Source organism: Phaeobacter sp. JH20_34, assembly GCF_048056095.1.
Classification (GTDB): Bacteria; Pseudomonadota; Alphaproteobacteria; order Rhodobacterales; family Rhodobacteraceae; genus Phaeobacter; species Phaeobacter bryozoorum.
In genome coordinates this window covers 95981-120065 of record NZ_JAYMWT010000021.1, presented here as the reverse complement: position 1 = coordinate 120065, position 24085 = coordinate 95981, and the positions used below count along the sequence as shown (strand labels likewise).

Annotated in this window: 22 protein-coding genes; 3 read left to right on the top strand and 19 right to left on the bottom strand. The window is 63.2% G+C overall.

What is annotated here, in order from left to right; genetic code table 11:
* Nucleotides 1–76: 76 nt before the first annotated feature.
* From VWZ81_RS15180 to VWZ81_RS15105, 16 genes are all read right to left on the bottom strand, one after another.
* Nucleotides 77–730, bottom strand: coding sequence for an SDR family NAD(P)-dependent oxidoreductase (locus VWZ81_RS15180; protein WP_416542858.1), 654 nt, complete (start codon nucleotides 728–730; stop codon nucleotides 77–79).
* A 99-nt stretch (nucleotides 731–829) separates the two neighbouring features.
* Nucleotides 830–1099, bottom strand: a complete 270-nt coding sequence (locus tag VWZ81_RS15175; RefSeq protein WP_340545151.1) for a hypothetical protein — start codon at nucleotides 1097–1099, stop codon at nucleotides 830–832.
* A 241-nt stretch (nucleotides 1100–1340) separates the two neighbouring features.
* Nucleotides 1341–1883 carry a DUF2199 domain-containing protein gene (locus VWZ81_RS15170; RefSeq protein WP_340546295.1) on the bottom strand — a complete coding sequence of 181 codons (543 nt, stop codon included), beginning with the start codon at nucleotides 1881–1883 and terminating at the stop codon, nucleotides 1341–1343.
* A gap of 113 nt (nucleotides 1884–1996) precedes the next feature.
* Nucleotides 1997–3454, bottom strand: coding sequence for an amidophosphoribosyltransferase (gene purF / locus VWZ81_RS15165; RefSeq protein ID WP_374015315.1), 1458 nt, complete (start codon nucleotides 3452–3454; stop codon nucleotides 1997–1999).
* Nucleotides 3455–3744: 290 nt separating this feature from the next.
* Nucleotides 3745–4455 (bottom strand): Hint domain-containing protein, encoded by a 711-nt coding sequence (locus VWZ81_RS15160; protein ID WP_416542859.1) that lies wholly within the window; start codon nucleotides 4453–4455, stop codon nucleotides 3745–3747.
* A 576-nt stretch (nucleotides 4456–5031) separates the two neighbouring features.
* Nucleotides 5032–5586 carry a CvpA family protein gene (locus VWZ81_RS15155; protein WP_340545154.1) on the bottom strand — a complete coding sequence of 185 codons (555 nt, stop codon included), beginning with the start codon at nucleotides 5584–5586 and terminating at the stop codon, nucleotides 5032–5034.
* A 40-nt stretch (nucleotides 5587–5626) separates the two neighbouring features.
* Nucleotides 5627–6991, bottom strand: a complete 1365-nt coding sequence (radA, locus tag VWZ81_RS15150; RefSeq protein WP_340545155.1) for a DNA repair protein RadA — start codon at nucleotides 6989–6991, stop codon at nucleotides 5627–5629.
* Between the two features lie 187 nt (nucleotides 6992–7178).
* Entirely contained in the window at nucleotides 7179–7622 is a 444-nt protein-coding gene (locus VWZ81_RS15145; protein WP_416542860.1) for a paraquat-inducible protein A, read from the bottom strand.
* Nucleotides 7623–7752: 130 nt separating this feature from the next.
* Complete coding sequence (locus VWZ81_RS15140; protein WP_416537773.1) at nucleotides 7753–8499, bottom strand: ABC transporter ATP-binding protein; 747 nt, start codon at nucleotides 8497–8499, stop codon at nucleotides 7753–7755.
* Nucleotides 8496–9296, bottom strand: a complete 801-nt coding sequence (locus VWZ81_RS15135; RefSeq protein WP_416542861.1) for an MlaE family ABC transporter permease — start codon at nucleotides 9294–9296, stop codon at nucleotides 8496–8498. The genes VWZ81_RS15140 and VWZ81_RS15135 overlap by 4 nt, the downstream gene beginning before the upstream one ends.
* On the bottom strand, nucleotides 9293–10330 hold the full coding sequence (alr, locus tag VWZ81_RS15130; protein WP_416535912.1) for an alanine racemase: 1038 nt from the start codon (nucleotides 10328–10330) through the stop codon (nucleotides 9293–9295). The genes VWZ81_RS15135 and alr overlap by 4 nt, the downstream gene beginning before the upstream one ends.
* 338 nt (nucleotides 10331–10668) lie before the next feature.
* Nucleotides 10669–12189, bottom strand: a complete 1521-nt coding sequence (locus tag VWZ81_RS15125) for a replicative DNA helicase (RefSeq protein WP_416535911.1) — start codon at nucleotides 12187–12189, stop codon at nucleotides 10669–10671.
* Between the two features lie 273 nt (nucleotides 12190–12462).
* Nucleotides 12463–13143, bottom strand: a complete 681-nt coding sequence (locus VWZ81_RS15120) for an orotate phosphoribosyltransferase (RefSeq protein ID WP_416535910.1) — start codon at nucleotides 13141–13143, stop codon at nucleotides 12463–12465.
* Between the two features lie 77 nt (nucleotides 13144–13220).
* Complete coding sequence (gene pyrC, locus VWZ81_RS15115) at nucleotides 13221–14261, bottom strand: dihydroorotase (protein WP_416542862.1); 1041 nt, start codon at nucleotides 14259–14261, stop codon at nucleotides 13221–13223.
* An 81-nt stretch (nucleotides 14262–14342) separates the two neighbouring features.
* Nucleotides 14343–15302, bottom strand: a complete 960-nt coding sequence (locus VWZ81_RS15110; protein ID WP_416537769.1) for a phosphoadenosine phosphosulfate reductase — start codon at nucleotides 15300–15302, stop codon at nucleotides 14343–14345.
* A gap of 198 nt (nucleotides 15303–15500) precedes the next feature.
* Nucleotides 15501–16580 (bottom strand): glycosyltransferase family 2 protein, encoded by a 1080-nt coding sequence (locus tag VWZ81_RS15105; protein ID WP_416542863.1) that lies wholly within the window; start codon nucleotides 16578–16580, stop codon nucleotides 15501–15503.
* Between the two features lie 310 nt (nucleotides 16581–16890).
* On the opposite strand from VWZ81_RS15105, the gene VWZ81_RS15100 reads away from it, so the two are divergent.
* The 3 genes from VWZ81_RS15100 to VWZ81_RS15090 all read left to right on the top strand — a co-directional run bounded on the left by VWZ81_RS15100 (nucleotide 16891) and on the right by VWZ81_RS15090 (nucleotide 21173).
* Nucleotides 16891–17904, top strand: coding sequence for an AAA family ATPase (locus VWZ81_RS15100; protein WP_416537767.1), 1014 nt, complete (start codon nucleotides 16891–16893; stop codon nucleotides 17902–17904).
* A gap of 18 nt (nucleotides 17905–17922) precedes the next feature.
* The gene (locus VWZ81_RS15095) at nucleotides 17923–19188 is read left to right on the top strand and encodes a vWA domain-containing protein (RefSeq protein WP_416542864.1); all 1266 of its coding nucleotides are present in this window, start codon (nucleotides 17923–17925) and stop codon (nucleotides 19186–19188) included.
* A gap of 122 nt (nucleotides 19189–19310) precedes the next feature.
* Nucleotides 19311–21173 carry an OmpA family protein gene (locus tag VWZ81_RS15090; protein ID WP_416542865.1) on the top strand — a complete coding sequence of 621 codons (1863 nt, stop codon included), beginning with the start codon at nucleotides 19311–19313 and terminating at the stop codon, nucleotides 21171–21173.
* Between the two features lie 90 nt (nucleotides 21174–21263).
* On the opposite strand, the gene rsgA is transcribed toward VWZ81_RS15090, so the two are convergent.
* The 3 genes from rsgA to VWZ81_RS15075 all read right to left on the bottom strand — a co-directional run bounded on the left by rsgA (nucleotide 21264) and on the right by VWZ81_RS15075 (nucleotide 24014).
* The gene (gene rsgA, locus VWZ81_RS15085) at nucleotides 21264–22355 is read right to left on the bottom strand and encodes a ribosome small subunit-dependent GTPase A (protein ID WP_416537764.1); all 1092 of its coding nucleotides are present in this window, start codon (nucleotides 22353–22355) and stop codon (nucleotides 21264–21266) included.
* Between the two features lie 252 nt (nucleotides 22356–22607).
* Nucleotides 22608–23792 carry a vWA domain-containing protein gene (locus tag VWZ81_RS15080; RefSeq protein WP_416542866.1) on the bottom strand — a complete coding sequence of 395 codons (1185 nt, stop codon included), beginning with the start codon at nucleotides 23790–23792 and terminating at the stop codon, nucleotides 22608–22610.
* Between the two features lie 54 nt (nucleotides 23793–23846).
* On the bottom strand, nucleotides 23847–24014 hold the full coding sequence (locus tag VWZ81_RS15075; protein ID WP_340545170.1) for a hypothetical protein: 168 nt from the start codon (nucleotides 24012–24014) through the stop codon (nucleotides 23847–23849).
* Between the last annotated feature and the right edge of the window lie 71 nt (nucleotides 24015–24085).

Here is a 24085-nt window from a genome sequence, read left to right as displayed (position 1 = left end):
ACCGGCGCCCGTTGCAGGCACCGGTCGGCGGAAAGCCGCGTGTTCGCGCAGTTCGCGGGTGTCTCTGACCCTCAGATCAGTCGGCGGCGGCCAGAATCTCGGGGAGCAGCCGTGCGGCCTCGGCCTGCGGCGTGCTCAGCGCATCGCGATCTTCACCCGGAAAGAACCGTGCGCGCACCGCTGTCGCCATCGGATTTGGCGTCAGCACCTGTACTCTGGGGCCGGTCTTGGCGCTTTCGACCTGCCAGCTGCTGGCCAGCGACATCTGCGCGGCCTTGCTGGCGCCATAGGCTCCAAAGAATTTCTCGCCCGCGCGGGGATCGTCAAAGAACACGGCCTGACCGGTCTGCCCCAGAAGCGGCGCCACATAGGGGATCAGAACGGAGGGTGCCGTCGCATTGATCGCGATGGATTTCTGCCAGTCCTTGGCCGCCACGAATTGCGCCGGGCTCAGCGGCGCGGCGTGAATGGCGGTGTGCAGCCAGAGGTCCAGCTGTCCCCAGCGATCATGGATGCCCCGGCAGAGCGTGGCCATGGCCTCCGGAACGGTGATATCCATAGGGGCCAGAGTCGCCGAGCCACCGTTGGCCTTGATACGATCGTCCAGCTCTTCCAATGCGCCTGTGGTGCGGGCCACGGCGACGATGTGATGCGTCGGCGCCAATGCCTCTGCGAGGGCGGCGCCCAGGCCCCGTGAGGCCCCGGTGATGAGAGCGAGTTTCTGTGTCATGGGCGCCTTGTGCGGCGCAGCGCGGCGCGGGTCAAGGGGCCAAAGCGGCGCAGCGGTCTCAAGCCTGGGCGTGATGCCCGTCCGCGCGCCGGTTGCGGGTCACCCGCCCGGCATCGCCAGACGTGATGCCTTGCCGTTTTTCTGAAGGATCAGGCCGTCGGCATCAATGGCAACAACTTCGCCACCGGACAGGCGGCTGCCGCGGGTCACGATCTGCATGCGGCCGTTCGGCATCCGAACCATGGCGCTCAGGTTGTCGTTGGCGCCGAACAACCCCAGAAGGCTGAGGCGGTTGCGGTGCAATGCGTCTTTCTGGGTGGCATGACCGGCGACATTGGCCGGCGTCTTGCCATTCTCACGATTTGCCATTCTGGACAGGATTTCTTTCTTGTGCGGTATCGCCCTTCGGCTATCAGCTGTGCACTGCCGGGAACAGGGGGCGCCGAGAGCGTGGGCAAGCCCATGCCGGTGCGCCCCGGCGCCCTGCGCAAACGCCCGCCCATTCCGCCAAGTGACCCTGCGCAATTGCGCGCAGGGGGCTTGAAGTCTCAGGTGTCGCATCTTGCAAGAGCGACAGTGCAGCGCCTAGGCGGCGCGCAGAGCAGCCTCCTCAGGCATCATAGATGAGCGAGGGCAGATCGTGGCCATAGGCATAAAGCAGCCCCAGCAACTCTTCCATCTGCGCGCCGACCATCTGCAGATTGTAAAGCGGGTGATCCGGCTCGGAGATCTGTAGCTCAGGGTATTGCCCTTCGGGCCGCATATGCAGCATCGCTTCAACAGACTCGCTGTCATCGGGCGGAATGGCATTGGCCAGCCAGGCCCGCTTGCTGTCCATATCTTCGGTGTCCTGCATCTCGAACCGGTCGAGATAGGCATCGAAATCCTCTTGGCTGAGCCGCGCCCATGTGCCCAGAATGAACTCTTCTCCACGTGTGTCCGCCAGCGGTACAGCCAGCACCGCCCGCACAAAGCGCAGATGCCCCAGGCGGCAGAAATCTTCGGTCAGCACATCCCCCGCCTGCGCCGAGATTGCCGTGTTGTCATGCACGAACATATCCTCCGGGCAGACGTCGGGCCGGTCGCAGCTGAGGCTCAACAGCTGGGCAAACGTCGCTCCGCAACAGCGACACTGGCGCTGCGAGCCAAGCATGCGGGCGAGATGTGGATCCAAGGGGGCGGCCTTTCGGGGGCAGGGGCAAAAAGGAAAGAGGCGCCGATCCGGTGATCAGCGCCTCATGAGTCGAACTGATATCGGCTGCGCTCTTACTCTGCCGGCGACTTCATTTCAAACCCCCGTTCGACCATATCGGTCGGAACAACAGGGTATTCGCCCGAGAAACAGGCATCACAATACTGCGGGCATTTGCTGTTACGGCCCTGATCCTGCCCGACGGCCCGGTAAAGCCCGTCCAGCGAGATGAACTTCAGGCTGTCCACGGCCAGATGTTTGGCCATCTGATCCTCGGACATGGTTGCGGCCAGCAGCTTGTCACGTTCGGGTGTGTCCACACCATAGAAACAGGGCCAAGCGGTCGGCGGCGAGGCAATGCGGAAATGCACCTCGCTGGCCCCGGCGTCCAGGATCATCTCCTTGATTTTGCGCGATGTTGTCCCACGCACCACGGAATCATCCACCAGGATCACCCGCTTGCCCTCGATCAGCGCGCGGTTCACGTTCAGCTTCAGGCGCACGCCCATGTTGCGGATCTGCTCGGTCGGCTCAATGAAAGTCCGGCCCATATACTGGTTGCGGATGATCCCCATCGCATAGGGAATGCCCGATTGCAGCGAATAGCCGATCGCTGCGGGCGTGCCGCTGTCCGGCACCGGGCAGACCAGATCCGCCTCGACCGGGTTTTCCTTTGCCAGCTCGCGACCGATGGCTTCGCGGGTCTCATAGACGGACCGCCCGCCAAGGATCGAATCAGGGCGGGAGAAATAGACATGTTCAAAGATGCAGAACTTGGACGACTGGCGGCGGAACGGGAAATGGCTCTCGACACCTTTGTCGGTGATCACCACCATTTCGCCCGGCTCAATCTCGCGCAGGAACTCGGCGCCGATGATGTCCAGCGCACAGGTCTCCGAACTCAGTGCATAGCCTTCGCCGACCCGACCCAGCACCAGCGGGCGCACGCCCAGCGGGTCGCGGACACCGATCAGCTTGGTCCGGGTCATGGCAACAACCGAGAAGGCGCCTTCGACCCGGCGCAGCGCATCTTCCATCCGCTCCGGGATATTGCGCTGCAACGAGCGGGCCATCAGATGAATGATGCACTCACTGTCGGACGAGCTCTGGAAGATCGAGCCGCGCTCGATCAGTTCGCGGCGCAGGGCATTGGCGTTGGTGATATTGCCGTTGTGGGCAATCGCTGCACCGCCCATAGCGAATTCGCCAAAGAAAGGCTGCACGTCCCGGATCGCAGTCTGACCCTTGGACCCGGCGGTGGAATAGCGCACATGGCCAATCCCGATGGGGCCGGGCAGGGTGGACATCACATCCTGCGAGGTGAAGTTGTCGCGGACATAGCCGAAACGACGGGCGCTCTGGAACCCTTCGACAGGATCATGGGTGACAATGCCGCCGGCCTCCTGTCCCCGGTGTTGCAGGGCGTGCAGGCCGAGCGCGACAAAGTTGGAAGCGTCCTGGACGCCGACGACGCCAAAGATGCCGCATTCTTCGCGCAGCTTGTCATCGTCAAACGGGTGGGCGGGGGGCATCTGCGGCATCGGCAAGGCGGTGTAGCTCCGAATCCGGTTGTCAGGATGTCCCCCACATAGAGGGTCCGTCCGCGCATGTCACCCAAGGATCACGGTTTCACGACAGTTGGGTAAAAAAACCGCAGCCCTGACCGCCGTCGGACAGCCGCCAAAAACAAAAAAACCTGCGAAATATCGCAGGCCGCAGGAGGGGGGTGCCGGAGCATATTTATTTGGCGAACAGCGTGGCATATGCAGATCCCGTGACCGGCAACGTCCAGATCCGTGTCCGGTTCGCGCCCGCGTCAGCCTCAGGCGGCCAGCAGCCCGCGCAGCATGTCAAAGGCGGAGAGCACATCGTCACGGTCATCTTCGCGGCTGTCGGTCTCGTCCTTGCCCGCGTCAGAAAGAGCACGCCCGTCCTCGCTGGCGAGGATCTGACGGGTTTCGGCCAGCGACAGCGCCCGGAAGGCACCATCATCGGCGCTGTTGGCGGTGTTCTCATGTGCAACATGTACCAGCATCCCGCAGGCAGCCCAGATCATTTCTTCCTCGGCAAAGGACAGATAGATGCGGGCCATCTTTTCCGGCATGGCGGCAGAGATGCCGTTGTAGCCAATCAGCGACACCACCTTGGTGATCGCGGTGGGCACATCAAACAGCCTCTCGACGGCGGCCAGTTCCAGACCAACCTGCTGATCGGCGGGCAGCATCAGATCGTCATCATTGCCCAAAGCGCCGGCGGGGACATGCACCAGAGAAGTGAGGCGCGGCACCGCGTGTTTGACACCGGTCACCTCCTGCGCACCGCCATCCAGGGTGTAGACCTTGTCGCCGGGCTTGACGTGACGGGCCTGTACAAACCCACGCTCGGTCTCGACCATCATATGCGGCAGCAGACCGCCGGTGCGCGGACGCAGGCGGCTGCGGTTGCATGCGGCAGGGCGCGCAGCTGTCGGGAAATCCATCAGAAGACCAACCGGCTGACAGTCCGCAAATGATGTCGAGTGATCCAGCAGCATGGTGTTGTCCTTCTGAGCGATAGGCCTGACGTTCTGTCCGGCGTCTTGTTGACACCAATGTGCGCTCCGAATTTGGACGGAATTGGGGCAAGGATCGGGCCGATTGGGACAACAGCGGGGTTTTTGGTCTCCAAAGCTGCCTCATTCCCCAAATTGTTGCCGAAAAACACCTCCGATCACAGGATTTGTTAACTTTTATCGGTTTGCCCCCGCGCTCAGCACATGGAGCAGGGAGGCGATCAGGCGCTAAAAATCGCGATTCTAATTGGTTAATAAAGCGTTAATAGGCGTTCTTGATGTTAGGAAAGGTAAACGCCAGTCGGGGCTGGAATGTCGGAATTGGATAAGTCACCATCGCTCCAAAGCCTGCACTGCGCAGCCCTAACCGGAGGATGTCATCGCTAGTCGAGGCGGCGCTTCCCATTGGCGCCACAACGCGCCTCCGGTCGCAGGCGTGACCCGATGTATTAAAAAAGGGCGCCCGAAGGCGCCCCGTTTCAGTCCGGTTGCAATCCCGTTTCTCGCCCGCACCCGTGATCCGCGCAGCCGCCCACTGGCGGCGGATCGGCGTCCGCCTCACTTGTCGCAGGAGCCGATCAGGCTTTCATATTGTGTGGTCACCCAGCCAAGCGCCTGCTCGGGGTTGCGGTCTTCGATCTTGCCGATCATCCGCTCAAACACCACCGCAGAGCGGCTCTCGTCCACGATGGTAAAGCTCTGGCCGGTCATCACCACATTATAGAGGAAGAAGGCAATCGCCACCAACAGGATGCCGCGCAGCACCCCGAAGAAGAAGCCGATCCCCTGATCCAGCCCGCCAAGCGCCGAGCGCTGGACCAATGATGAGAACAGCGGCGTGAAGAACGACACCACAATCAGCGCCAGCGCAAAGACCGCGGCAAACGCCGCGATGATCGACAACTCGCAGCTGTCCGCAATGAACTCCCCGATGACCGGGATCTCGGCCATCAGCGGCTCAACCTGTGGCGCAAACAGAAAGGCCAAGATGGCGGCGGCGATCCAACCAGCGATGGCCATCGCCTCACGCACGAAACCGCGCGAATAGGCCAGCAACGCTGATACAACAATGACCAGGGCCACGACCCCGTCGATAATGGTGAAACCTTCCATGTCCCTCGCCCGTTAACCTGCGATTAGAATTCTTGCGACTTTAGCCAGCCCCAAAGTATTCGCCAACAAAACCGGCGAGATCAGAGGCCTGCCGCACCGCAAGTCCGGGGACCGCGACGGATTTGCCACCACTTGGAGCTATCGCTGCGGTGAAACCAAGTTTTTGCGCTTCTTTCAACCGGTTTTCGGTCTGCGGGGCCGGTCGCAGGGCTCCTGAGAGCGATATTTCTCCGAATACCACCGTATCAGAGGGCAATGCGGTGTCTTCGCGGGCGCTGAGCAGCGCCGCCGCCACCGCCAGATCCGCCGCAGGTTCCGATATCTTCATGCCGCCGGCCACATTCAGATAGACGTCGAGCCCGGCAAAGGGGATGCCGCAGCGCGCCTCCAGCACGGCAAGGATCATCGCCAGGCGCGAAGAGTCCCAGCCCACCACGGCCCGGCGTGGCTGCGAATGCGGCGAGGGCGCGACCAGCGCCTGCATCTCGACCAGAACCGGGCGGGTACCTTCAATACCAGAAAACACCACAGAACCGGGCGAGGGTGTGCCGCGTTCCGACAGAAACAGCGCCGAGGGGTTGCGGACTTCGCTCAGCCCGCCACCGGTCATCTCGAAGACGCCGATCTCATCCGCCGGACCAAAGCGGTTCTTGACCGCGCGCAGAATGCGGAACTGATGCCCGCGCTCGCCTTCGAAGTACAGCACGGTATCCACCATATGCTCGACCACCCGCGGACCGGCAATCTGGCCTTCCTTGGTGACATGGCCCACCATGATGATGGAGATCCCATTGGTCTTGGCAAAGGTGGTCAGCTCATGCGCCGCGGCACGGACCTGGCTTACGGATCCCGGCGCGCTGTCCACATGATCGGCCCACATGGTCTGAATGGAGTCGATGATCGCCAGCTGTGGCCGCTCCGCCTCCAGCGTGGTCAGGATATCGCGCAGATTTGTCTCCGCCGCCAGCTTGACCGGCGCTTCAGCCAATCCCAGCCGCTGCGCCCGCATGCGTACCTGCGCACTGGCCTCTTCGCCGCTGACATAGATCGTCTTGAGGCCTGAATGGGCAAACTGCGCCGCCGCCTGTAGCAGCAGCGTCGACTTCCCGATCCCGGGATCGCCGCCCACCAGAATGGCCGAGGCAGGCACCAGCCCGCCGCCCAGCACCCGGTCCAGTTCCGCAACCCCGCAGCAGGTGCGTGGCGGCGGTGTCTCCTCGGTTGCAAGATCGCTGAGTGGAATGGTCTTGCCCCGGCGCATGCCCAGAGATTTCGACGCCGGGCCGCCTTTGGACAGGCCCTTGTCTTCGGTGATGGAATTCCACTCGCCACAGCCATCGCAGCGCCCGGACCACTTTGAAAAAGATGCTCCGCAGGCAGAGCAGGAATATGTTGTTTTTGCCATCCGGTAGATCTGGCAGATGTTTCCGGTTTGTTCAAGTGTTGCGGTCGCTGAAACCGATCCTGCGAGGCGCTGCCTCGCGCTCCGGGATATTTGACGCCAGAAGATGGGAAGTAGCGGATTTCTTCTGGCCGGAAATATCCCGGGGGAGGCCGCAAGGCCGGGGGCAGAGCCCCCGCGGACCCGGTTCTTACTCGGCAGTTCTGACCCGCCGCTCGGTTATCAGCCCCAGCACCACTGAGGCCAGGATACAGCCTGTAAACAGATAAAGCCCCCAGGCGGTTTCGATCGTCGCGTAGCCGATCCCCTTGGCCAGGGTGATATAGAGCGCGATCAGAAAGACATCGGCCATCGCCAGCTTGCCCAGAATATGGAGGACGGGCTGTAGCCGCATATCCAGCAGGCGCCATTGCACCAGCGCCAGCCCGATGGTTTTGAGATAGGGCGCAAAGATCGCAAAAGCCGTGACCGTCAGAGCGAGGATCACGTCGCTGCCCCAGAGGCTCTGCAAGCCGGTGATCACCGAGATCTCGCTGAGGCCGAAGATCGGCAGCAGACCCGCCCGCATCAACGGCGCAAACCAGGCGACGGGGTAGAGGATCAAGAGCGAAAGGGTGAGGAAGCGGAGGATCATGGCAGCTCGTTTTCTGGGGTCGGCCAAGACTTGCGCGTTTAGTGCCGGATTTGAAGGGGGAAGGCTGTGAGCGAACGCCAGACGCGGTGCCAGAGACAGCGACCCTCGCAAAAAAAAAGGGCCGCGAGGCCTAACGCACCGCCTCGATCGGTCCTTCCGCGCGGCCGTGGATGAACTGGTCGAGATAGGGATCGCCCGACTGGTCCATCTCGCTGACCGGGCCGGTCCATTGGATCACGCCTGCGTGCAGCATCGCCACATTGTCGGCAATGGCGCGGACCGAGGACATGTCGTGGGTGATGGTCATCGCCGTTGCGCCCATCTCGACCACGATTTCGCGGATCAGGTCGTTGATGACGCCGGACATGATCGGGTCAAGGCCGGTGGTCGGCTCATCGAAAAAGATGATCTCGGGCTCGGCTGCAATCGCACGGGCAAGACCCACACGCTTCTGCATGCCGCCCGACAGTTCTGCGGGCAGCCGGTCCGCCACATCAGCCTTCAGGCCCACCCGGCGCAGCTTCTCGATGGCGATTTCGCGCGCCTCTTCGGTGGGCCGCTTCAGCGCGCCGCGCAGGAGGCGGAAGGCCACGTTTTGCCAGACCGGCAGGCTGTCAAACAGCGCGCCGCCCTGGAACAGCATCCCGAAGCGGGCCAGAAACATGTCGCGGTCGCCGGATCCGGCGGGTTTGCCATCGACAAGGATCTCACCGCTGTCGGGCTGGATCAGGCCGAGGATGCTTTTCAGCGCCACCGATTTGCCGGTACCGGAGCCGCCGATGATCACCATCGAGGTGCCTTTGGCGATCTCGAGATTCATGCCATTGAGCACGCGGTTGTCGCCAAAGGCCTTATAGACGTCTTTCATCTGGATCATAGCGAGAAGAAAATCCCTGTAAGGACAAAATTGGCGGCCAGGATCAGCACGGCTGCGGCCTCAACCGAGCCTTTGGTGGCGCGGCCGACGCCCTGCGCGCCGCGGCCCGACTGCATGCCGTAGTAGCAGCCCATCGTGGCGGCGATGGTGCCAAAGGCGGCGCCTTTGACCAGGCTCGAGACGATGTCGCGGGTTTCGAGGAAATCTACGGTGTTCTTCAGATAGGCAGCCGGGTTGAAGCCCAGATTCTGGGTCGCCACCACATAGCCGCCCATAATGCCGATGATGTCACCAACCCCGACAAGCACCGGCACTGTGATCAGCGCGGCCAGCACCCGCGGCGCCACCAGGTATTTCATCGGATGGGTGGAGAGCGTCACCAGCGCGTCGATCTGCTCGGTCACCTTCATGGTGGCGATCTCCGCCGCGATGGAGGAGGTGACGCGCGCGGCGATCATCAGCCCGACCAGAACCGGGCCAAGCTCGCGGACCATGCCGATCGCCACGATCTGCGGCACCACAGCCTCTGCGTTGAAGCGGGCGCCGCCGGCATAGATCTGCAAGGCCAGGGCCGCGCCGGTGAAAATCGCGGTCAGCCCAACCACCGGCAGCGACAGCCAGCCCACCTGCAACAGCGCATTAAGCAGCTCGCGCGGGTAGAAGGGCGGGCGCAGCATGTGGCTGAAGGTCGAAAGACCAAAGAGCGTGACCCGCCCCACAGCCCCCAGTCCGGCAAGGGCCATCTGTCCCAGCCGGGCAAGCAGGCTGAGGGGCGAGAGACGCGAGAGGGTGCTCATCCGGTGTAGCTCCGTGCATAGCGGCTGCCGAGGGAAGTGAGAATTTCATAGCCGATGGTGCCGGCCGCATCGGCAAGCGTATCGACGGTCTGGCGTTCATTCAGAATGGTCAGATGGCTCGGCTCGTCACCAAGGTCGGTGACATCGACCGTGATCAGATCCATCGACACCCGGCCGACCACGGGGCAGGGCGTGTCGCCCGCGTAGACCTTGATCCCACCATTGCCAAGCGCGCGGTGCAGCCCGTCGGCATAGCCTGCGGCGACGGTGGCAATACGGCTGGGGCGCTGTGCAGTCCAGCTGTTGCCATAGCCGACGGTCTCGCCGAGATCCAGGCTGCGGATCTGGATCACCGGCAGATCGAGTTGCACCACCGGCAGCGCATCACCGAAGGGCTGGCCACCATATAGGCCGATGCCCGGACGGCAGAGGTCGAAGTGATACTTGCGCCCCAGCAGCAGCCCGCCGGTCGCGGCGAGGGAGCGGGGCAGATCAAGCCCGTCGGTCATCTCGACGAAGCGCTGCAACTGCTGGTCGTTCATCGGATGGGCCGGCTCATCGGCGCAGGCCAGATGCGACATCAGCAGCACCGGCCCCTGGCTGAGCGCGATGTCGCGCACGGCGCTCCACTCGGCGGCTTCCATGCCGAGCCGGTTCATGCCGCTGTCGAGCTGCACGCCAAAGGGGTGCCCCGGCAGGCTTTCGAAATGGCGCAGCATCTGGTCCAGCGAATTGAGCATCGGCGTCAGCTGGAAATCACGCAGCAGTTTTGCGTCGCCCTCCATATGGCCGGCAAAGACCGAGATGCCGGGGCCGGGGCCGATGGCGCGGCGCAGGGCCACGCCTTCCTCTGCCATGGCCACGAAGAAGTTGCGCGCACCCGCCTTGGCCAGCGCCTTGCCGACGCGGCCTGCGTCCAGCCCATAGCCATTGGCCTTGACCACGGCGGCGGTTTCGCAATTGGTCAGCGCATCGAGGTTGCGCCAGTTGGTCACCAGCGCATCGAGGTTGAGTGTCAGTCTAGCAGTCGTCATGTGCTGTTCATGACATGGGGGGCACAGGGGTCAAGGGGGAAACCGCATTCCGGCTTTGCTGCGGGCGTGCTTGGCGGAGTTTCGGCGCTGACCTGACACATATCGGCCTGCGGGGAGACCGGGGCTTCAGGGGCTGTCACGGCAAGTGATGATCTGCGCCGCGATCGGGGATTTTGAGTATTTCTGGAAAGGTGACAGGCAAGACCTGGACCATGACCGAGGACAAGCGCCGAGCTGCGGCCCAAGTCGGCAGGGCGCGCGGGGCAGGGCCGCGGCATAACAACAAGGCAGCGCAATAGATCTGCGCCGCCTGATGTCGATTGCCGAATTATCAGCGCTCAATATTCGGGCGCATGGTCCTGCTGCCAGGCTTTGGCGAGATTGCCGAAACGGGTGAACTGCGCCTCAAACGCCAGTTCCACGGTGCCGATGGGGCCGTGACGCTGCTTGCCGACGATCACCTCGGCCTTGGCGTGCAGCCGTTCCATGGCCTGTTTCCATTCTTCCATCTTGTCCAGCTCGTGATCGCCGGGCTTCTCGCGCTCCTTGTAGTATTCCTCGCGGAACACGAACATGACCACGTCGGCATCCTGCTCGATCGAGCCTGATTCCCGCAGATCCGACAGCTGCGGACGTTTGTCTTCGCGGCTTTCCACCTGACGCGACAGCTGGGAGAGGGCAACCACCGGAATGTTCAGCTCCTTGGCGATGGCCTTCATGCCCATGGAGATCTCGGCGATTTCATTGACCCGGTTGTCAGCCATGCCGCGACAGAGCTGGAGGTAGTCGATGACCAGCAGATCCAGCCCATGGGTCCGCTTCAGGCGTCGTGCCCGGGCCGCGAGCTGCGAGATCGGCAGCGCCGGGGTGTCGTCGATAAACAGCGGACAGCTTTCCAGATCCTTCGCCGCCTGAACGAACCGGCGGAACTCTTCCTCGGTCATATCGCCCTGACGGATCTTGTGGGAGGAAATTTCCGAAGCCTCGGCGAGGATACGGCCGGCCAGCTGTTCGGCCGACATCTCCAGCGAGAAAAAGCCAACCACCCCCCCGTCAATGGCGCCTTCGGTGCCATCGGGTTTCACACCCCGCTTATAGGCCTTGGCCACGTTGAAGGCGATGTTGGTCGCCAGCGAGGTCTTGCCCATCGAGGGCCGCCCGGCGAGGATCAGGAGGTCCGAGGGGTGCAGGCCGCCGAGCTGTTTGTCGAGATCAGCCAGACCGGTGGAAATCCCGGCCATGCCGCCGCCACGCTGATAGGCTTCATTGGTGACATTGACCGCTTCGGTGACCGCCTTGAGAAAGGATTTGAAGCCGCTTTCCGTCTGCCCCTGTTCGGCCAGTTTATAAAGCGACTGTTCCGCCTCGACGATCTGCTCCTTGGGTTCGGAGGCGACATCGACGCGGCGTGCCTTGTCGGCGATGCTGCGCCCCAGTGCGATCAGCTCGCGGCGGATCGCCAGATCATAGATCATCTGCGCATAGTCGCGCACCGCAAAGGCCGAGATCGAGGCGCCTGCCAGTTTTGCCAGATAGGCAGGGCCGCCCAGTTCCTTCAGCCCCTCGTCATCCTCCATGAACGCCTTCAGCGTGACCGGGGAGGCCAGCGTGTTCTTTGAGATCCGCGCAGCGGCGATCTCGTAGATGCGGGCATGGACCGGATCGTAGAAATGCGCCGAGGTGATGATCGAGGCAACGCGGTCGTAGACGTCGTTGTTGGTCAGGATGGCGCCGAGGAGCTGCTGTTCGGCCTCGACGGAATGGGGCAGGATGCTGACGTCGTCTGCATTGCCCTCGCCAGTGGCATCAGGCTGCGGGGCGGCGGGCAGATTGGGGTCAAAAGGCGTAATATCGTTCATCGCTGCTCTCGTCTTTGGCCCCGCGTTATACCGGCGTGGCGCGCGGTTTGGCTATCTGGAAAACTCTGTGGATGAATTGTGAACAGCCTGTGGATATCCGCAGGCTGGCCTGTGCGCCAAATCCACAGAGACCGGCTTGGGCTGGGCGCATTCTATATCATGTGGTGTAATCTGGGAAGCGATCTATATCTGGGAGATTGCCAGTGGCAGAGAGGATTCGAGGGCAGCCCTGTCCACAGGCCGCCCCCGGTGCATCACTGTGCTGATTTCAGATCAGGCGGATTTATGCGCGTCCTGCCAGGCGCGCGGATCCTTGAGGAAACGCTCCACCTCATCCAGCGTCTCGCTGGAGAAGGCCTGCTGCGCGCGCGCCTCGGCCAGCACGTCCCACCAGGTGCACAGATAGTGCAGCGATACGCCGTGGTCGCCCAGCGTCTTTTCGGTTTCGGGGAAGATGTCGTAGTAGAAGACCACTGCCGTATGGCCACAGGAGGCGCCGGTTTCGCGGATCGCATCGACAAAGGACAGTTTCGAACCGCCATCGGTGGTCAGATCCTCCACCAGCAGCACCCGCTCGCCGTCGCTCATCGCGCCTTCGATGCGGGCGTTCTTGCCATAGCCTTTGGGCTTCTTGCGCACATAGGTCATCGGCAGCGCCATGCGCTCGGCGACCAGCGCGGCAAAGGGAATACCTGCGGTTTCGCCCCCGGCAATATTGTCAAAGGCCTCAAAGCCGGCATTGCGCATCACCGTGACGGTCATGAAATCCATCAGCGTCGAGCGGATCCGCGGAAAGGAGATCAGCTTGCGGCAGTCGATATAGCTGGGCGACGGCAGGCCGGAGGCCAGGGTATAAGGCGTCTCGGTATTGAAATTCACCGCGCCGATCTCCAGCAACATACGGGCGGAAAGACGGGCGATTTCTTCGCGGGAAGGGTAGGAGGAGGGGATCATTCTATCATCCTTGTGGTCGGCGCGAGCCGCCGGTGGCAGGAGCCTCCGGCGGGGATATTTGGAGCCAGCAGATATGGTCAGGCAACTTTCCAGAATACATCAAACCCCGGATCAAAGACGGTCACCGGGCCATCGGCGGTGCTGATCTGGTCGGGGAACACTACGGCATTGTCCTGCTTGATCAGGGTCAGCCTGTCTGCATTGACGGGCAGGCCGTAGAAGGCCGGGCCATGTTCCGAGGCAAAGCCCGCCAGCTTGTCCAGTGCGGCCTCTTCTTCGAAGACATGCGCGAGCAGCGACATCGTATTGGGGGCGGTGAAACAGCCGGCACAGCCGCAGGCGCTGAGTTTGTTGGGGTCGGTATGAGGCGCGGAATCCGTGCCGAGGAAAAACCGCCGATGGCCGGAGGTGGCGGCCGCGCGCAGGGCGATCCTGTGCTCCTCGCGCTTGGCCACCGGCAGGCAGTAGTAATGCGGTTTGATGCCGCCGGCCAGGATGTGGTTGCGGTTGATGATCAGATGGTGCGTGGTGATTGTCGCGCCGAGGTCTTCGTCCTGGCTGGTGACATAATCGGCGGCGTTTCTGGTGGTGATATGTTCCATCACCACCCGCAGGCCCGGTGTCGCCTTGCGGATCGGGTCCAGCACCCGGTCGATGAACACCGCCTCGCGGTCGAAAATGTCGATATCATGGTCAGTGACCTCGCCATGGGTGCAGAGCGGCAGGCCGATCTCTGCCATCGTCTCCAGCACCGCACGGACCTTGTCGAAATTGCTCACCCCCGAAGCAGAGTTGGTGGTGGCCCCGGCCGGATACAGCTTCACCGCCTTGACCAGACCGCTGGCGTGGGCCGCTGCCACATCCGCAGGATCGGTGTCCTCGGTCAGGTAGAGCGTCATCAGCGGTTCAAATGCCATGCCGTCGGGCAGGGCCGCCAGAATACGGTCGCGGTAGGCGGCGGCCTGGTCACCGGTCACCACGGGCGGCACCAGATTCGGCATGATGATCGCACGGCCGAAATGGCGGGCGGTTTCGGGGAGAACGGCCTTCAGCATCGCGCCGTCGCGCAGATGCAGATGCCAGTCATCGGGGCGGGGGATGGTGAGCTGAACGGTCATGGCGTTCGCCTAGCACAGGGCCGCGCGAAGGGGAAGCGACGGGATCATCTTGTCGCGCTGCTGGCCTGTCCCCGGTGTCGCTCAGCGCTCGGGTGGCAGGGTGATCTCGCCCTCGGCAGCGCGTTTCCGGAGCGCCTCAAGCCGACGACGGAAGCGCGGGGCGCGCAGCCTGCCGGTGACATTGCGGCAGAGCAGCGCCATCAGATAGGGGCGGTCTGTCTGTTCCAGCTCTGCCATCAGCTTTCGCAGATACGGGCCATTGGTGCGGCGGGCGCGATAGAGTTTGTAGAACTGCTGTTCGGTCAGCCGGTCGGCACCGGCCAGCGCCAGAATATTATAGAGGATTTCCATCTCGATCAGCCGGGTCTGCACAGTGTCGCCCAGATGGGGCGTGCGCAGGCGCATCACGTTTTTTCGTGCAAACAGGGCGGCATGCATGGAATCCAGCCGCTCACGCGGATCGTAGATCACAAAGCCCTGCCGGGCCGCATCCATCATGTCGGGGGCAAACCCGTAGCGATTGCTGAAATCGACACGGCGCATCTCGGTGAAGCGGTCGTCCCAGTCTGTCAGCCGGGGATCAAGGGTTGCTTGCGGCTGGATCGCGACCACGGTAGCGCCGGGCGCGGCCACGGAGAAGGCGGCCGCGGCATAGCCGCAGGGACCGGCGCCGTAGAACACCACCTTGTCGAATTCGTCAAAGAAACCATCATCGATCAGCTGGTCGAAAAACCCGAAGATGCGGTCATTGCGAAACCAGGTGTCGCCGTTGGAGATGAGGCACAGATGCGACCAGCCCAGGTTCTTGACCAGATCAAACCCGAGGGGCTGCGCCAGATCTGACAGGTTGTGGATGCCTTGGATTGTCTCAAAGCTGACCAGCAGCGTATTGCCCTGATCGATGAAGCTGGCAAAGTGACGGTTCCCGAGCGGCTGATACATGCCGTTTTCTTCGGCCAGCGCGGCCATGCGGGCCTGCCACTGCGCGGGCTTCAGCCCGGACAGATCCTCGTCCAGCGTGTCCAACGTATCCTGCTGCATAGCCTCGTCCTCTCGCCCCGTCCTGGATCGGACGGGTTTGCCTCCAGCAACATCTAAAGGCGAAATAAGGCTAAAATTGGAAATTGTAAGGCCGGTTTGTCGGCCATTGTTGCGCGCAAAAGGAGGCGGAACGGCTTGCTGCGCGGGCGGCGGGGGCGGGCCGATCGCATCCGGTCAGGGCTCAGCTCTGCCCACTGCTCAGTCCTGCCCATTGTCGGGTTTGTCGCTGCCCTGCTGCGCGCTGTGACGGCCCAAGGTGGCAAAACCGGCGAGAGTGCGGGCGGTTCCGGGGCTGATCAGCCGCGAAGGCGGTGTCATCAGCAGGCGCGAAAACAATGTCCGATAGGCCTCCTGCTGCATCAACATGCGAAAGCGGTCGTGGCGCCACTGCACCGCGCGTTCGTGCAGGCGCTGCAGCTTGGGGTCTTCGCGCAGCAGCTCGGCGATCGCCTCACGGGCGGGGCGATAGCGGGCGATGCTGCCGTCCTCATCGGTGTTGAAATTGCGTTCCACCCAATAATCCATGCCCAGCTCGCCCGGGCGGTTGACCCGTCCGCGGTCGGCTTTCAGCACATAGCTCTCCATCGCGCCAAGCGGGTAGTGGTTGAGCTGCACCAGATCGAAATTCGACTGACCATAGTCGGAATAGATCCGCTGCGTCCTGAAGTCCTGACCCAGTTCACGACCCGATCCGTCGAACCAGCGATACCGCGCCAGCGCGGCCTCCTCCTGTGGGCTTCGCGGGCGATGCACCCCCAGTTTGCGATAGGTGCCGTCATTGCGATAGAGCGTCTTGAACATCGCCGCGCGCCACGGCCAGTGGATCACCTCCGGTGCGCAGCGGGTAAAGCTGTCGGTCACCGGCTGGTCCTGATAGCGCACCGTTTCGCCATTGCCGAACAGCCGCCAGGTGAGGGTGATCGCATCCGCCTCCGGCAGCGCGTCATGCAGGTCGGTCAGGCGGCCGTCTCCGACGTGGATATTGACGAACTCATCCACGTCAAACGCCATCACCCAGTCCGCCTTGCGCATCAGCCGGTGTTTGTCCGCTCTCTTCAGCCCGGTGAACTGGATGCCGCCCTTGTCATAGGGGCCGTCGTTGCGCAGATGGGTGATATGGCCCAGTTCATCCAGTCGATCCAGCATCCGGTCGGTGCCATCCGCGCAGTCATTGGACAGGATCAGAATGTCGCTGAAGCCGACGGCCTTGTGATGGGCGATCCACTCCAGCAGGAAAGCCCCTTCGTTCTTTACACATGTTACGGCCAGTGTTCGCATGCTGTCTCCCGCTACGTCTGTGCCGTCGCCGCCTTGGGGGCATGGCGCGCCCTTGGGGCGGATGGCCTGCCTCTGTCATCGCATTGCAGCGAAAGCCGGTCAATGTCATGCGCCGCTGCGCCGGGTGTTTGGGCCTTGCTGTGCAGATCGGTACATGCGGTGCGGGCGTGGTCGGCGGGGCGTCTATGAGACCAAAGTGGCATCGACAAGCGCTTGACCCGACCAGTTCGGCGTGGCCTCTTGGTGCCGAACATATGGCCTGTTGGTCAGGGGCCAGATGTCTCCTGATCAGGGACCAGAAGGGGGGCAGATGTCGCAGGAAACACAGGCGGTCGAGCCGGAAAATCCCACCCGCCACGCAGCGGACAGCGCCCAGGCTCGGGGACGGGCTCAGGGGCAGGCTCAGGCCAACGGTCTGCCCGGCTCCATTGATGCGGTGCAAACCCTGCTGACAGGCGCGGGCTATGTCGCGGATCGCGGGCTTGCCACGGTGGTCTTCCTGTCGCTGCGCCTCGGTCGGCCGCTGTTTCTGGAGGGCGAGGCCGGGGTCGGCAAGACCGAGATCGCCAAGACACTCGCTGCCGCGCTTGGACGTCGGCTGATAAGGCTGCAATGCTACGAGGGGCTGGATGCCGCCAGCGCCGTCTATGAATGGAACTTTGCCGCCCAGATGATGGCCATCCGCACCGCCGAAGTCGCTGCCGGGGAGGCAAGCGACCGTGCTGCGCTTCAGGCGGAACTCTTCAGCGACGACTATCTGATCCGCCGCCCGCTGCTTGAGGCGATGCAGCCGGACCCGGCGGGCGCACCTGTCTTGCTGATCGACGAACTCGACCGCACCGATGAGCCGTTCGAGGCCTTCCTGCTTGAGGCGCTCAGCGATTTTCAGGTCACCATCCCCGAACTCGGCACCATCAAGGCTCCCGAGCCGCCCATTGTGATCCTCACCTCCAATCGCACCCGCGAGGTGCATGACGCGCTGAAACGCCGCTGTCTCTATCACTGGGTGGATTACCCGGACTTTGAGCGCGAAATGGAGATCCTGACCGCCCGCGCTCCCGGTCTCGCACCGCGTCTGTCGCAGGAGGTCGTCGCCTTTGTGCAGGCTCTGCGCACCGAGGATCTGTTCAAACGCCCGGGCATCGCCGAAACCATCGACTGGGCCAATTGCCTGCTGGCGCTGGATGTGATCGACCTGTCGCCCGAGGTGATCGCCGACACGCTGGGGGCCATCCTGAAATATCAGGATGATATCAGCCGCCTGCATGGATCAGAGGCCAAACGCATTCTCGATCAGGCCCGTGCCGCGCTGGGTCCCGCCTGATGCGCCTTCCCTGTCCATATGCCTGAATACCCGCCATTGCCGCTGCCGGAAACGCCCCGGCTGGCGCAGAACATCACCCATTTCGCGCGGGCTTTGCGCCGCGCTGGGCTGCCTATCGGTCCGGGCCGGGTGAGCGAGGCGGTGGAGGCTGTTGCCGCTGCTGGCTTTACCTCGAAACAGGATTTCTACTGGACGCTGCACGCCTGTTTTGTCTCCAAGCCGGAGCATCGTCAGGTCTTTGCGCAGATCTTTCGCCTCTATTGGCGCGATCCGCGCTTTCTGGAGCATATGATGGCGGCGATGCTGCCCGCAATCCGTGGCACGCAGGAGGAGAAGGCCGCCAAACCGGCCCAGAAACGCGCCGCCGAGGCATTGCTGGACGGGGCTGAGGCACCGGATCGCCCTGACCCGCCGGAGGGGGAGGAGCCACCGGAACAGCTGGAATTAAACGCCGAACTCACCATGTCGCGCGAGGAACGGTTGCGGCAGCTCGACTTTGAGCAGATGAGCACCGCCGAGGTGGCCGAGGCCAAGCGGATGCTGGCCAAGATGCAGCTGCCGATCCGCCCCATTCAGTCGCGCCGTTTGATGGCGGCTCCCTCTGGCAGCCGGATCAACTGGCGGCGCACGCTCGCCCAGGCCGCACGTCAGGGCGGAGAGGTCACGACCCTCGCACGGGCGCAGCGCCGGCTGCGCTGGCCCAATCTGGTGGTGATCTGCGATATCTCCGGCTCGATGAGCCAATATTCCCGCCTGATCCTGCATTTCCTGCATGCGGTCGCCAATCGCAAGGGGCCGGGCTGGGCGCGGGTCCATGGTTTTACCTTCGGCACACGGCTTACCAACATTACCCGCCATCTGGCGCAGCGTGATGTTGATGCCGCCCTGGCCGCAGCCGGGGGCGAGGCGCAGGACTGGGAGGGCGGCACAAGGATCGGCGCCTGCCTGCATGATTTCAACCGTGACTGGTCGCGCCGCGTCATGGGGCAGGGGGCCGTGGTCCTGCTGATCACCGACGGGCTGGACCGCGACGATAGCGATCAGCTCAGTGCGGAAATGCAGCGGCTGCATCTCTCCGCGCGCCGTCTGATCTGGCTCAACCCCTTGCTGCGCTTTGACGGGTTCGCCCCCAAGGCGCGCGGCATCCGCGCCATGCTGCCTCATGTCGACAGCTTTCGCGCAGGCCATTCCATTGCCGCGCTTCAGGATCTGGCGGATATGCTCGCGCGTCAGGATGACAGCGGCGAAAAACAGCGCCTGTTGCAGATGCTGACCGCCGACTGACCCCGGCGCCCGACGCCCGCATCGGCAGGCTCTGGCCGAAAAATGACCCTCACAGGCAACTTATTTGCTTTGCCGCGAGTTGGCTCCTTAGGCTTTGCACCGCACAGCGAAAGGAACACCGCATGGTTTCGCAGCTTCTCAGATCCTCGACCGCGTTGGCGGTCATCGTCTCTCTCAGCCTTCCAGTCGCCGCACCGGCGCAGTCCAAATCGGATCCGACCGATCTCAGCCAGATGACGGCGGAGCAGATCACCGAGGCCGTGCAGCGCTGCCTGCGTTGGCTGCAAAACGGCCGCATCACCCCCGAAGGTGAGATCCTCAAAGGCAAGGGCAAAGGGGCCAAGGCACAATTCTGCCAGGCCTATGTCACCGGAGAGCTGGACGCAGCATTGGATCCGGCGCTCGCGTCCGTTGCGCTGATGGCGGGCGCTGAACAGGCTGAGCCTGCACCTGAGGCAGGCGAACAGGCTGAGCCAGCAGCCCCGACCGAGGCCGAGCAGGCCGCCGCCGCTCCGGTTGAACCTGCCCCAGAACCTGCCGAATCTCAGACCGCGCCGACCGAAGCTCCGGCCGAGACGGCAGAGACAGCCGCTGAACAGAGCGCAGGTGAAACCACCGCAGAGGCAGAGACACCGGTGGAGCCGGCAGCCAATGACGGGGTGGATGCAGCCGCCAGCACAGAGGCAGGCGCCGCCGCCGCACCCGAGGCTACGGCTGAGGCCGAGACCACCTCCGACACCGAACTGGCCGCAGCGCTGGCAGAGGCTGAGGCCGGGACCGACCCTGCACCTGCGTCCGATCCTGAACCCGAACCCGAGGTTGAGCCGCTCGACAGTCAGGCGCAGGCCGACGCCCTTGCCCAGACCGAGGAGGCAGATGACAGCGCCGCCGCCGCAGCGGCCAGCGCCGCCGCCACCGAGGAGGCAGAGGTTGTCGAGGAAACCGTGACCGAGGACAGCGCGCGCAGCTCGGATGAGGAATTTGAAACCGCGGTGAACACCCCGGCGGCTGAGGCCGCGGCCACTGCCGAGACGTCTGCAAACGCTGAAACTGACAGCAACAGCGCCGCTGCCACCGCAGACAACGACGATGACGGTCTCAGCAAGTTGCAGAAGGCCGCTCTGCTTGGACTGGGGGCCGTGGCCATCGGCCAGCTCCTGAAACAGGGCGAAACCGTTGTCAGCAATTCCGGCGACCGCGCGGTGGTTGAACAGAACGGCCAGTACCGGGTGATCAAGAATGACGACGCCCTGCTTCGCCAGCCCGGCAGCAATGTCACTACCTACAAGTTCAAGGACGGGTCCACCCGCACCGTTGTCGTACGCGAGGATGGCGCAGAGGTGGAAACCATCCGCGCCCGCGATGGTCGCGTCCTGCGCCGCACCCGCACGCTGACCGATGGCAGCACCGTGGTCCTGTTCGACGACACCCAGCGCAGCGACAATGTTGTGGTCTCCGAACTGCCCACCGCCGCCCCGCGTCAGTCAGGTTTCAGCAGCGACGCGATCAGCGCCGATGAGCTGGCGCTGGCCCTGGCGGCAAAGGAAGCGCCGCAGGTCAACCGCCGCTTCTCCCTGCGCCAGATCCGCAATATTGACGCGGTGCGCCGCTTGGTGCCGGAAATCACCGTGCAATCCATCAACTTCGAGACCGGCTCTGCCGTGATCCGCGCCGCCGAGGCCGAAGAGCTATCGGCGCTGGGCAATGCCATGCGCGAGATGATTGCAAAGAACCCGCAGGACGTGTTCCTGATCGAAGGCCACACCGATGCGGTCGGTGCCGCGCCCTATAATCTGGCACTATCGGACCGCCGCGCCGAGAGTGTCGCGCTGGCGCTCACCGAATATTTCAACGTGCCGCCGGAAAACATGGTGGTGCAGGGCTATGGGGAAACCGATCTGGCGGTAGTGACACAGCGCGCCGAGCGCGCCAACCGCCGCGCTGCCGTACGCCGCATCACGCCGCTGCTACAGGGCGGTAGCTGACCGGGTGGCAGGGGGCAAAACCCCCGCATCTGCACATAGCAAAAGGGCGCCCCAACGAGGCGCCCTTTCTGTCTTGATCGCGCAGCGCGGTTACTTCCGGTTGCGTTTCTTGATCGACTTCACGGTTTTCACCATCTTGCCAAAGCTCTTGTCCTTGGCACGGCGCTGCGCCAGCGAGGCCGAGTTGAACGCCTCCTCCGCCGCCAGCTTGCGCCAGCGGTCAAGCCGCGCGGGGTCCACCTCGCCGGCTGCGATACCGGCCTGCACCGCGCAGCCCGGTTCGCCCTCATGGGCGCAGTTGCGGAACCGGCACTGGGTGGACAGCTCTTCAAGATCGGCGAAAACATCGCTCACCCCCTCGGCGGCATCGGTCAGCTGCAACTCCCGCATTCCCGGCGTGTCCAGCACGCCGCAGCCGTTTTCGATGAAATAGAGCTGCCGCCGGGTGGTGGTATGGCGCCCGCGCGCGTCATCTTCGCGGATGCCTTGGGTTGCGATATCCAGATCATCGCCCAATGCCTTGGTCAGCGTGGATTTGCCCACGCCGGAGGTGCCGAGAAAGGCAATCGTCTGCCCGGCCCGGACCCAGGGCGCCAGCGCCTCGCGCGCGGTCTCGCTCTTGGCGTTCAGCGGGACCACCTCAACCAGATCGGAAATCGCCTTTGCCTTGGTGACATAGGGCTCAAGATCGTCGCAGAGGTCGATCTTCGTCAGCACGATCACCGGCGTCACCTCCGCGTCAAAGGCCATGGCGATAAACCGTTCCAGCCGCGCGACGTTGAAATCCGCGTTGCAGGAGGTGACCACGAACATGGTGTCGATATTGGCCGCAATCAGCTGGATCTTGCGATCCTTGCCCGGCGCGCGGCGGCGGATCAGGCTCTTGCGCTCCAGCACCCGGCTATGGGTCGGCAGCTCGGCGTCCAGCATCAGCCAGTCGCCCACCGTGGCCTCGGGGCCGGGGGGGATCACCATGTCGATGCCATCGCCAAGGGCGCGCAGCCCGCTGCGGTTCACCTCGGTGATACGCACGGGCGGATGGCTGGCGATCTCTTCGAGATCGGTTTGCTGAGAGAAAAAGCTCTGCCAGCCCAGATGCTCCAGCGGGCTCAGCGGTCGCGCGGTATCGGCAGATCCGTCAGTGGAGGCGGGGCTCAGGAATTGGGAATAGTCCCTTGTCATTGGGAATGTCTTTCTTGGTGTGATCGCGGGGCCTGCCCGGATCCGTGTCTCTGATGAATGTCGCGCAGATCTTTCCTGACACCTGCGGATGAGCGCAGGTGGTCTTCACCGGGGCAATCTGCAAACCGGGGTGGCCTCTGCCGCCCCTTCTTCACCAGGACATAAACTCTCCAATTCTCTGGCGCTTGGTCTACCCGAGGCAGGGTGACTTGGCAAGCTTTCGCCGCGCGTGGCCTGTGCGGGCTGCCGGGCCTAGCGCGTCAGCTCCCGCATCCCACGCTCCAGTCCCGCCAATGTCATCGGCACCATCTGATCCTCGAAAATCTCCCGGATCATCTGGATCGAATGGGTATGGCCCCAATAGGCCTCCGGCACCGGGTTGATCCACAGATGTGAGGACCACTGCGCCCGCGCCCGCTCCAGCCAGACCTGGCCTGCCTCCGGGTTCCAATGCTCATTGGCGCCGCCGGGATAGGCGATTTCATAAGGCGACATCGAGGCATCGCCGACAAAGATACATTTATAGTCCGCCCCATAGGTGCGCAGCACCTCATGGGTGGGGACCTGCGCCTCCCAGCGGCGCCGGTTGTCGCGCCAGACCCCTTCATAGAGGCAATTGTGGAAATAGAAATATTCCAGATGCTTGAACTCGCTGCGCGCCGCCGAGAACAGCTCCTCCACCACCTTGATATGCGGATCCATCGACCCGCCGACATCCAGAAACAGCAGTACCTTCACCGCATTGTGCCGCTCGGGCCGGGTCTTCACATCCAGATAGCCATGTTCGGCGGTGGCGCGGATGGTGCCGGAGAGGTCCAGCTCCTCGGCAGCGCCCTCGCGCACCCAGCGGCGCAGCCGTTTCAGCGCCACCTTGATGTTGCGGGTGCCCAGTTCGACATCGCCGTCGAGGTTCCTGAACTCGCGCTTGTCCCAGACCTTCACGGCGCGCTGGTGGCGGCTTTCCTTCTGGCCGATGCGCACGCCTTCGGGATTGTAGCCATAGGCGCCAAAAGGCGACGTGCCAGCGGTGCCGATCCACTTGTTGCCACCCTGATGGCGGCCTTCCTGTTCCTTCAGCCGCTCTTTCAGGGTTTCCATCAGTTTTTCAAACCCGCCAAGCGCCTCGATTTCGCGGCGCTCTTCCTCGCTCAGATGCTTTTCCGCCATCTTGCGGATCCACTCTTCGGGGATATCCACGGCCTGCATCACCGCCTCGGCGGGTATCACCTCCAGCCCGGAGAATGTCGTGGCAAAGGCGCGGTCGAATTTGTCGATATTGCGCTCATCTTTCACCATGGCGGCGCGCGCCAGATAGTAGAAAGCGTCGATATCATAGGTCGCCAGCCCGGCCTTCATCCCCTCGAGAAAGGTCAGATACTCCCGCAGGGATACCGGAACCGCCGCCTTGCGCAGGTTTTCAAAGAAGGGCTGAAACATCGGGGTCTCCGTCAGGGCTGATCAGGCGGTCATGTCGCGGCCCATAGCCCCGCGTCAGAGCAGGGCGCGGTCCGCAAGGATGGTTGCAAACATCCCCAGAATACCAAAAACAATGGCGTATGCAGCGCCATATTGCAGTTTGTCCGCCAAGCTGCCGCCGCGTTTCTGGGCCGTACGGGCCCCCAGGAATGCGCCAATGATCAATGCGCCGATTACGATCATGCCAATGTCCGTATGTTAGAGTGTTCAGGTCTCAGGTGGGGCCGCCGCGGGCCGGGTCAAGCCGGTGCGCC

Excerpts from the sequence above, each read along its gene's own strand:
- VWZ81_RS15180 (WP_416542858.1), bottom strand. The coding sequence starts at position 730 with ATGACACAGAAACTCGCTCTCATCACCGGGGCCTCACGGGGCCTGGGC.
- VWZ81_RS15175 (WP_340545151.1), bottom strand. The coding sequence starts at position 1,099 with ATGGCAAATCGTGAGAATGGCAAGACGCCGGCCAATGTCGCCGGTCAT.
- VWZ81_RS15170 (WP_340546295.1), bottom strand. The coding sequence starts at position 1,883 with ATGCTTGGCTCGCAGCGCCAGTGTCGCTGTTGCGGAGCGACGTTTGCC.
- purF (WP_374015315.1), bottom strand. The coding sequence starts at position 3,454 with ATGCCCCCCGCCCACCCGTTTGACGATGACAAGCTGCGCGAAGAATGC.
- VWZ81_RS15160 (WP_416542859.1), bottom strand. The coding sequence starts at position 4,455 with ATGCTGCTGGATCACTCGACATCATTTGCGGACTGTCAGCCGGTTGGT.
- VWZ81_RS15155 (WP_340545154.1), bottom strand. The coding sequence starts at position 5,586 with ATGGAAGGTTTCACCATTATCGACGGGGTCGTGGCCCTGGTCATTGTT.
- radA (WP_340545155.1), bottom strand. The coding sequence starts at position 6,991 with ATGGCAAAAACAACATATTCCTGCTCTGCCTGCGGAGCATCTTTTTCA.
- VWZ81_RS15145 (WP_416542860.1), bottom strand. The coding sequence starts at position 7,622 with ATGATCCTCCGCTTCCTCACCCTTTCGCTCTTGATCCTCTACCCCGTC.
- VWZ81_RS15140 (WP_416537773.1), bottom strand. The coding sequence starts at position 8,499 with ATGATCCAGATGAAAGACGTCTATAAGGCCTTTGGCGACAACCGCGTG.
- VWZ81_RS15135 (WP_416542861.1), bottom strand. The coding sequence starts at position 9,296 with ATGAGCACCCTCTCGCGTCTCTCGCCCCTCAGCCTGCTTGCCCGGCTG.
- alr (WP_416535912.1), bottom strand. The coding sequence starts at position 10,330 with ATGACGACTGCTAGACTGACACTCAACCTCGATGCGCTGGTGACCAAC.
- VWZ81_RS15125 (WP_416535911.1), bottom strand. The coding sequence starts at position 12,189 with ATGAACGATATTACGCCTTTTGACCCCAATCTGCCCGCCGCCCCGCAG.
- VWZ81_RS15120 (WP_416535910.1), bottom strand. The coding sequence starts at position 13,143 with ATGATCCCCTCCTCCTACCCTTCCCGCGAAGAAATCGCCCGTCTTTCC.
- pyrC (WP_416542862.1), bottom strand. The coding sequence starts at position 14,261 with ATGACCGTTCAGCTCACCATCCCCCGCCCCGATGACTGGCATCTGCAT.
- VWZ81_RS15110 (WP_416537769.1), bottom strand. The coding sequence starts at position 15,302 with ATGCAGCAGGATACGTTGGACACGCTGGACGAGGATCTGTCCGGGCTG.
- VWZ81_RS15105 (WP_416542863.1), bottom strand. The coding sequence starts at position 16,580 with ATGCGAACACTGGCCGTAACATGTGTAAAGAACGAAGGGGCTTTCCTG.
- VWZ81_RS15100 (WP_416537767.1), top strand. The coding sequence starts at position 16,891 with ATGTCGCAGGAAACACAGGCGGTCGAGCCGGAAAATCCCACCCGCCAC.
- VWZ81_RS15095 (WP_416542864.1), top strand. The coding sequence starts at position 17,923 with ATGCCTGAATACCCGCCATTGCCGCTGCCGGAAACGCCCCGGCTGGCG.
- VWZ81_RS15090 (WP_416542865.1), top strand. The coding sequence starts at position 19,311 with ATGGTTTCGCAGCTTCTCAGATCCTCGACCGCGTTGGCGGTCATCGTC.
- rsgA (WP_416537764.1), bottom strand. The coding sequence starts at position 22,355 with ATGACAAGGGACTATTCCCAATTCCTGAGCCCCGCCTCCACTGACGGA.
- VWZ81_RS15080 (WP_416542866.1), bottom strand. The coding sequence starts at position 23,792 with ATGTTTCAGCCCTTCTTTGAAAACCTGCGCAAGGCGGCGGTTCCGGTA.
- VWZ81_RS15075 (WP_340545170.1), bottom strand. The coding sequence starts at position 24,014 with ATGATCGTAATCGGCGCATTGATCATTGGCGCATTCCTGGGGGCCCGT.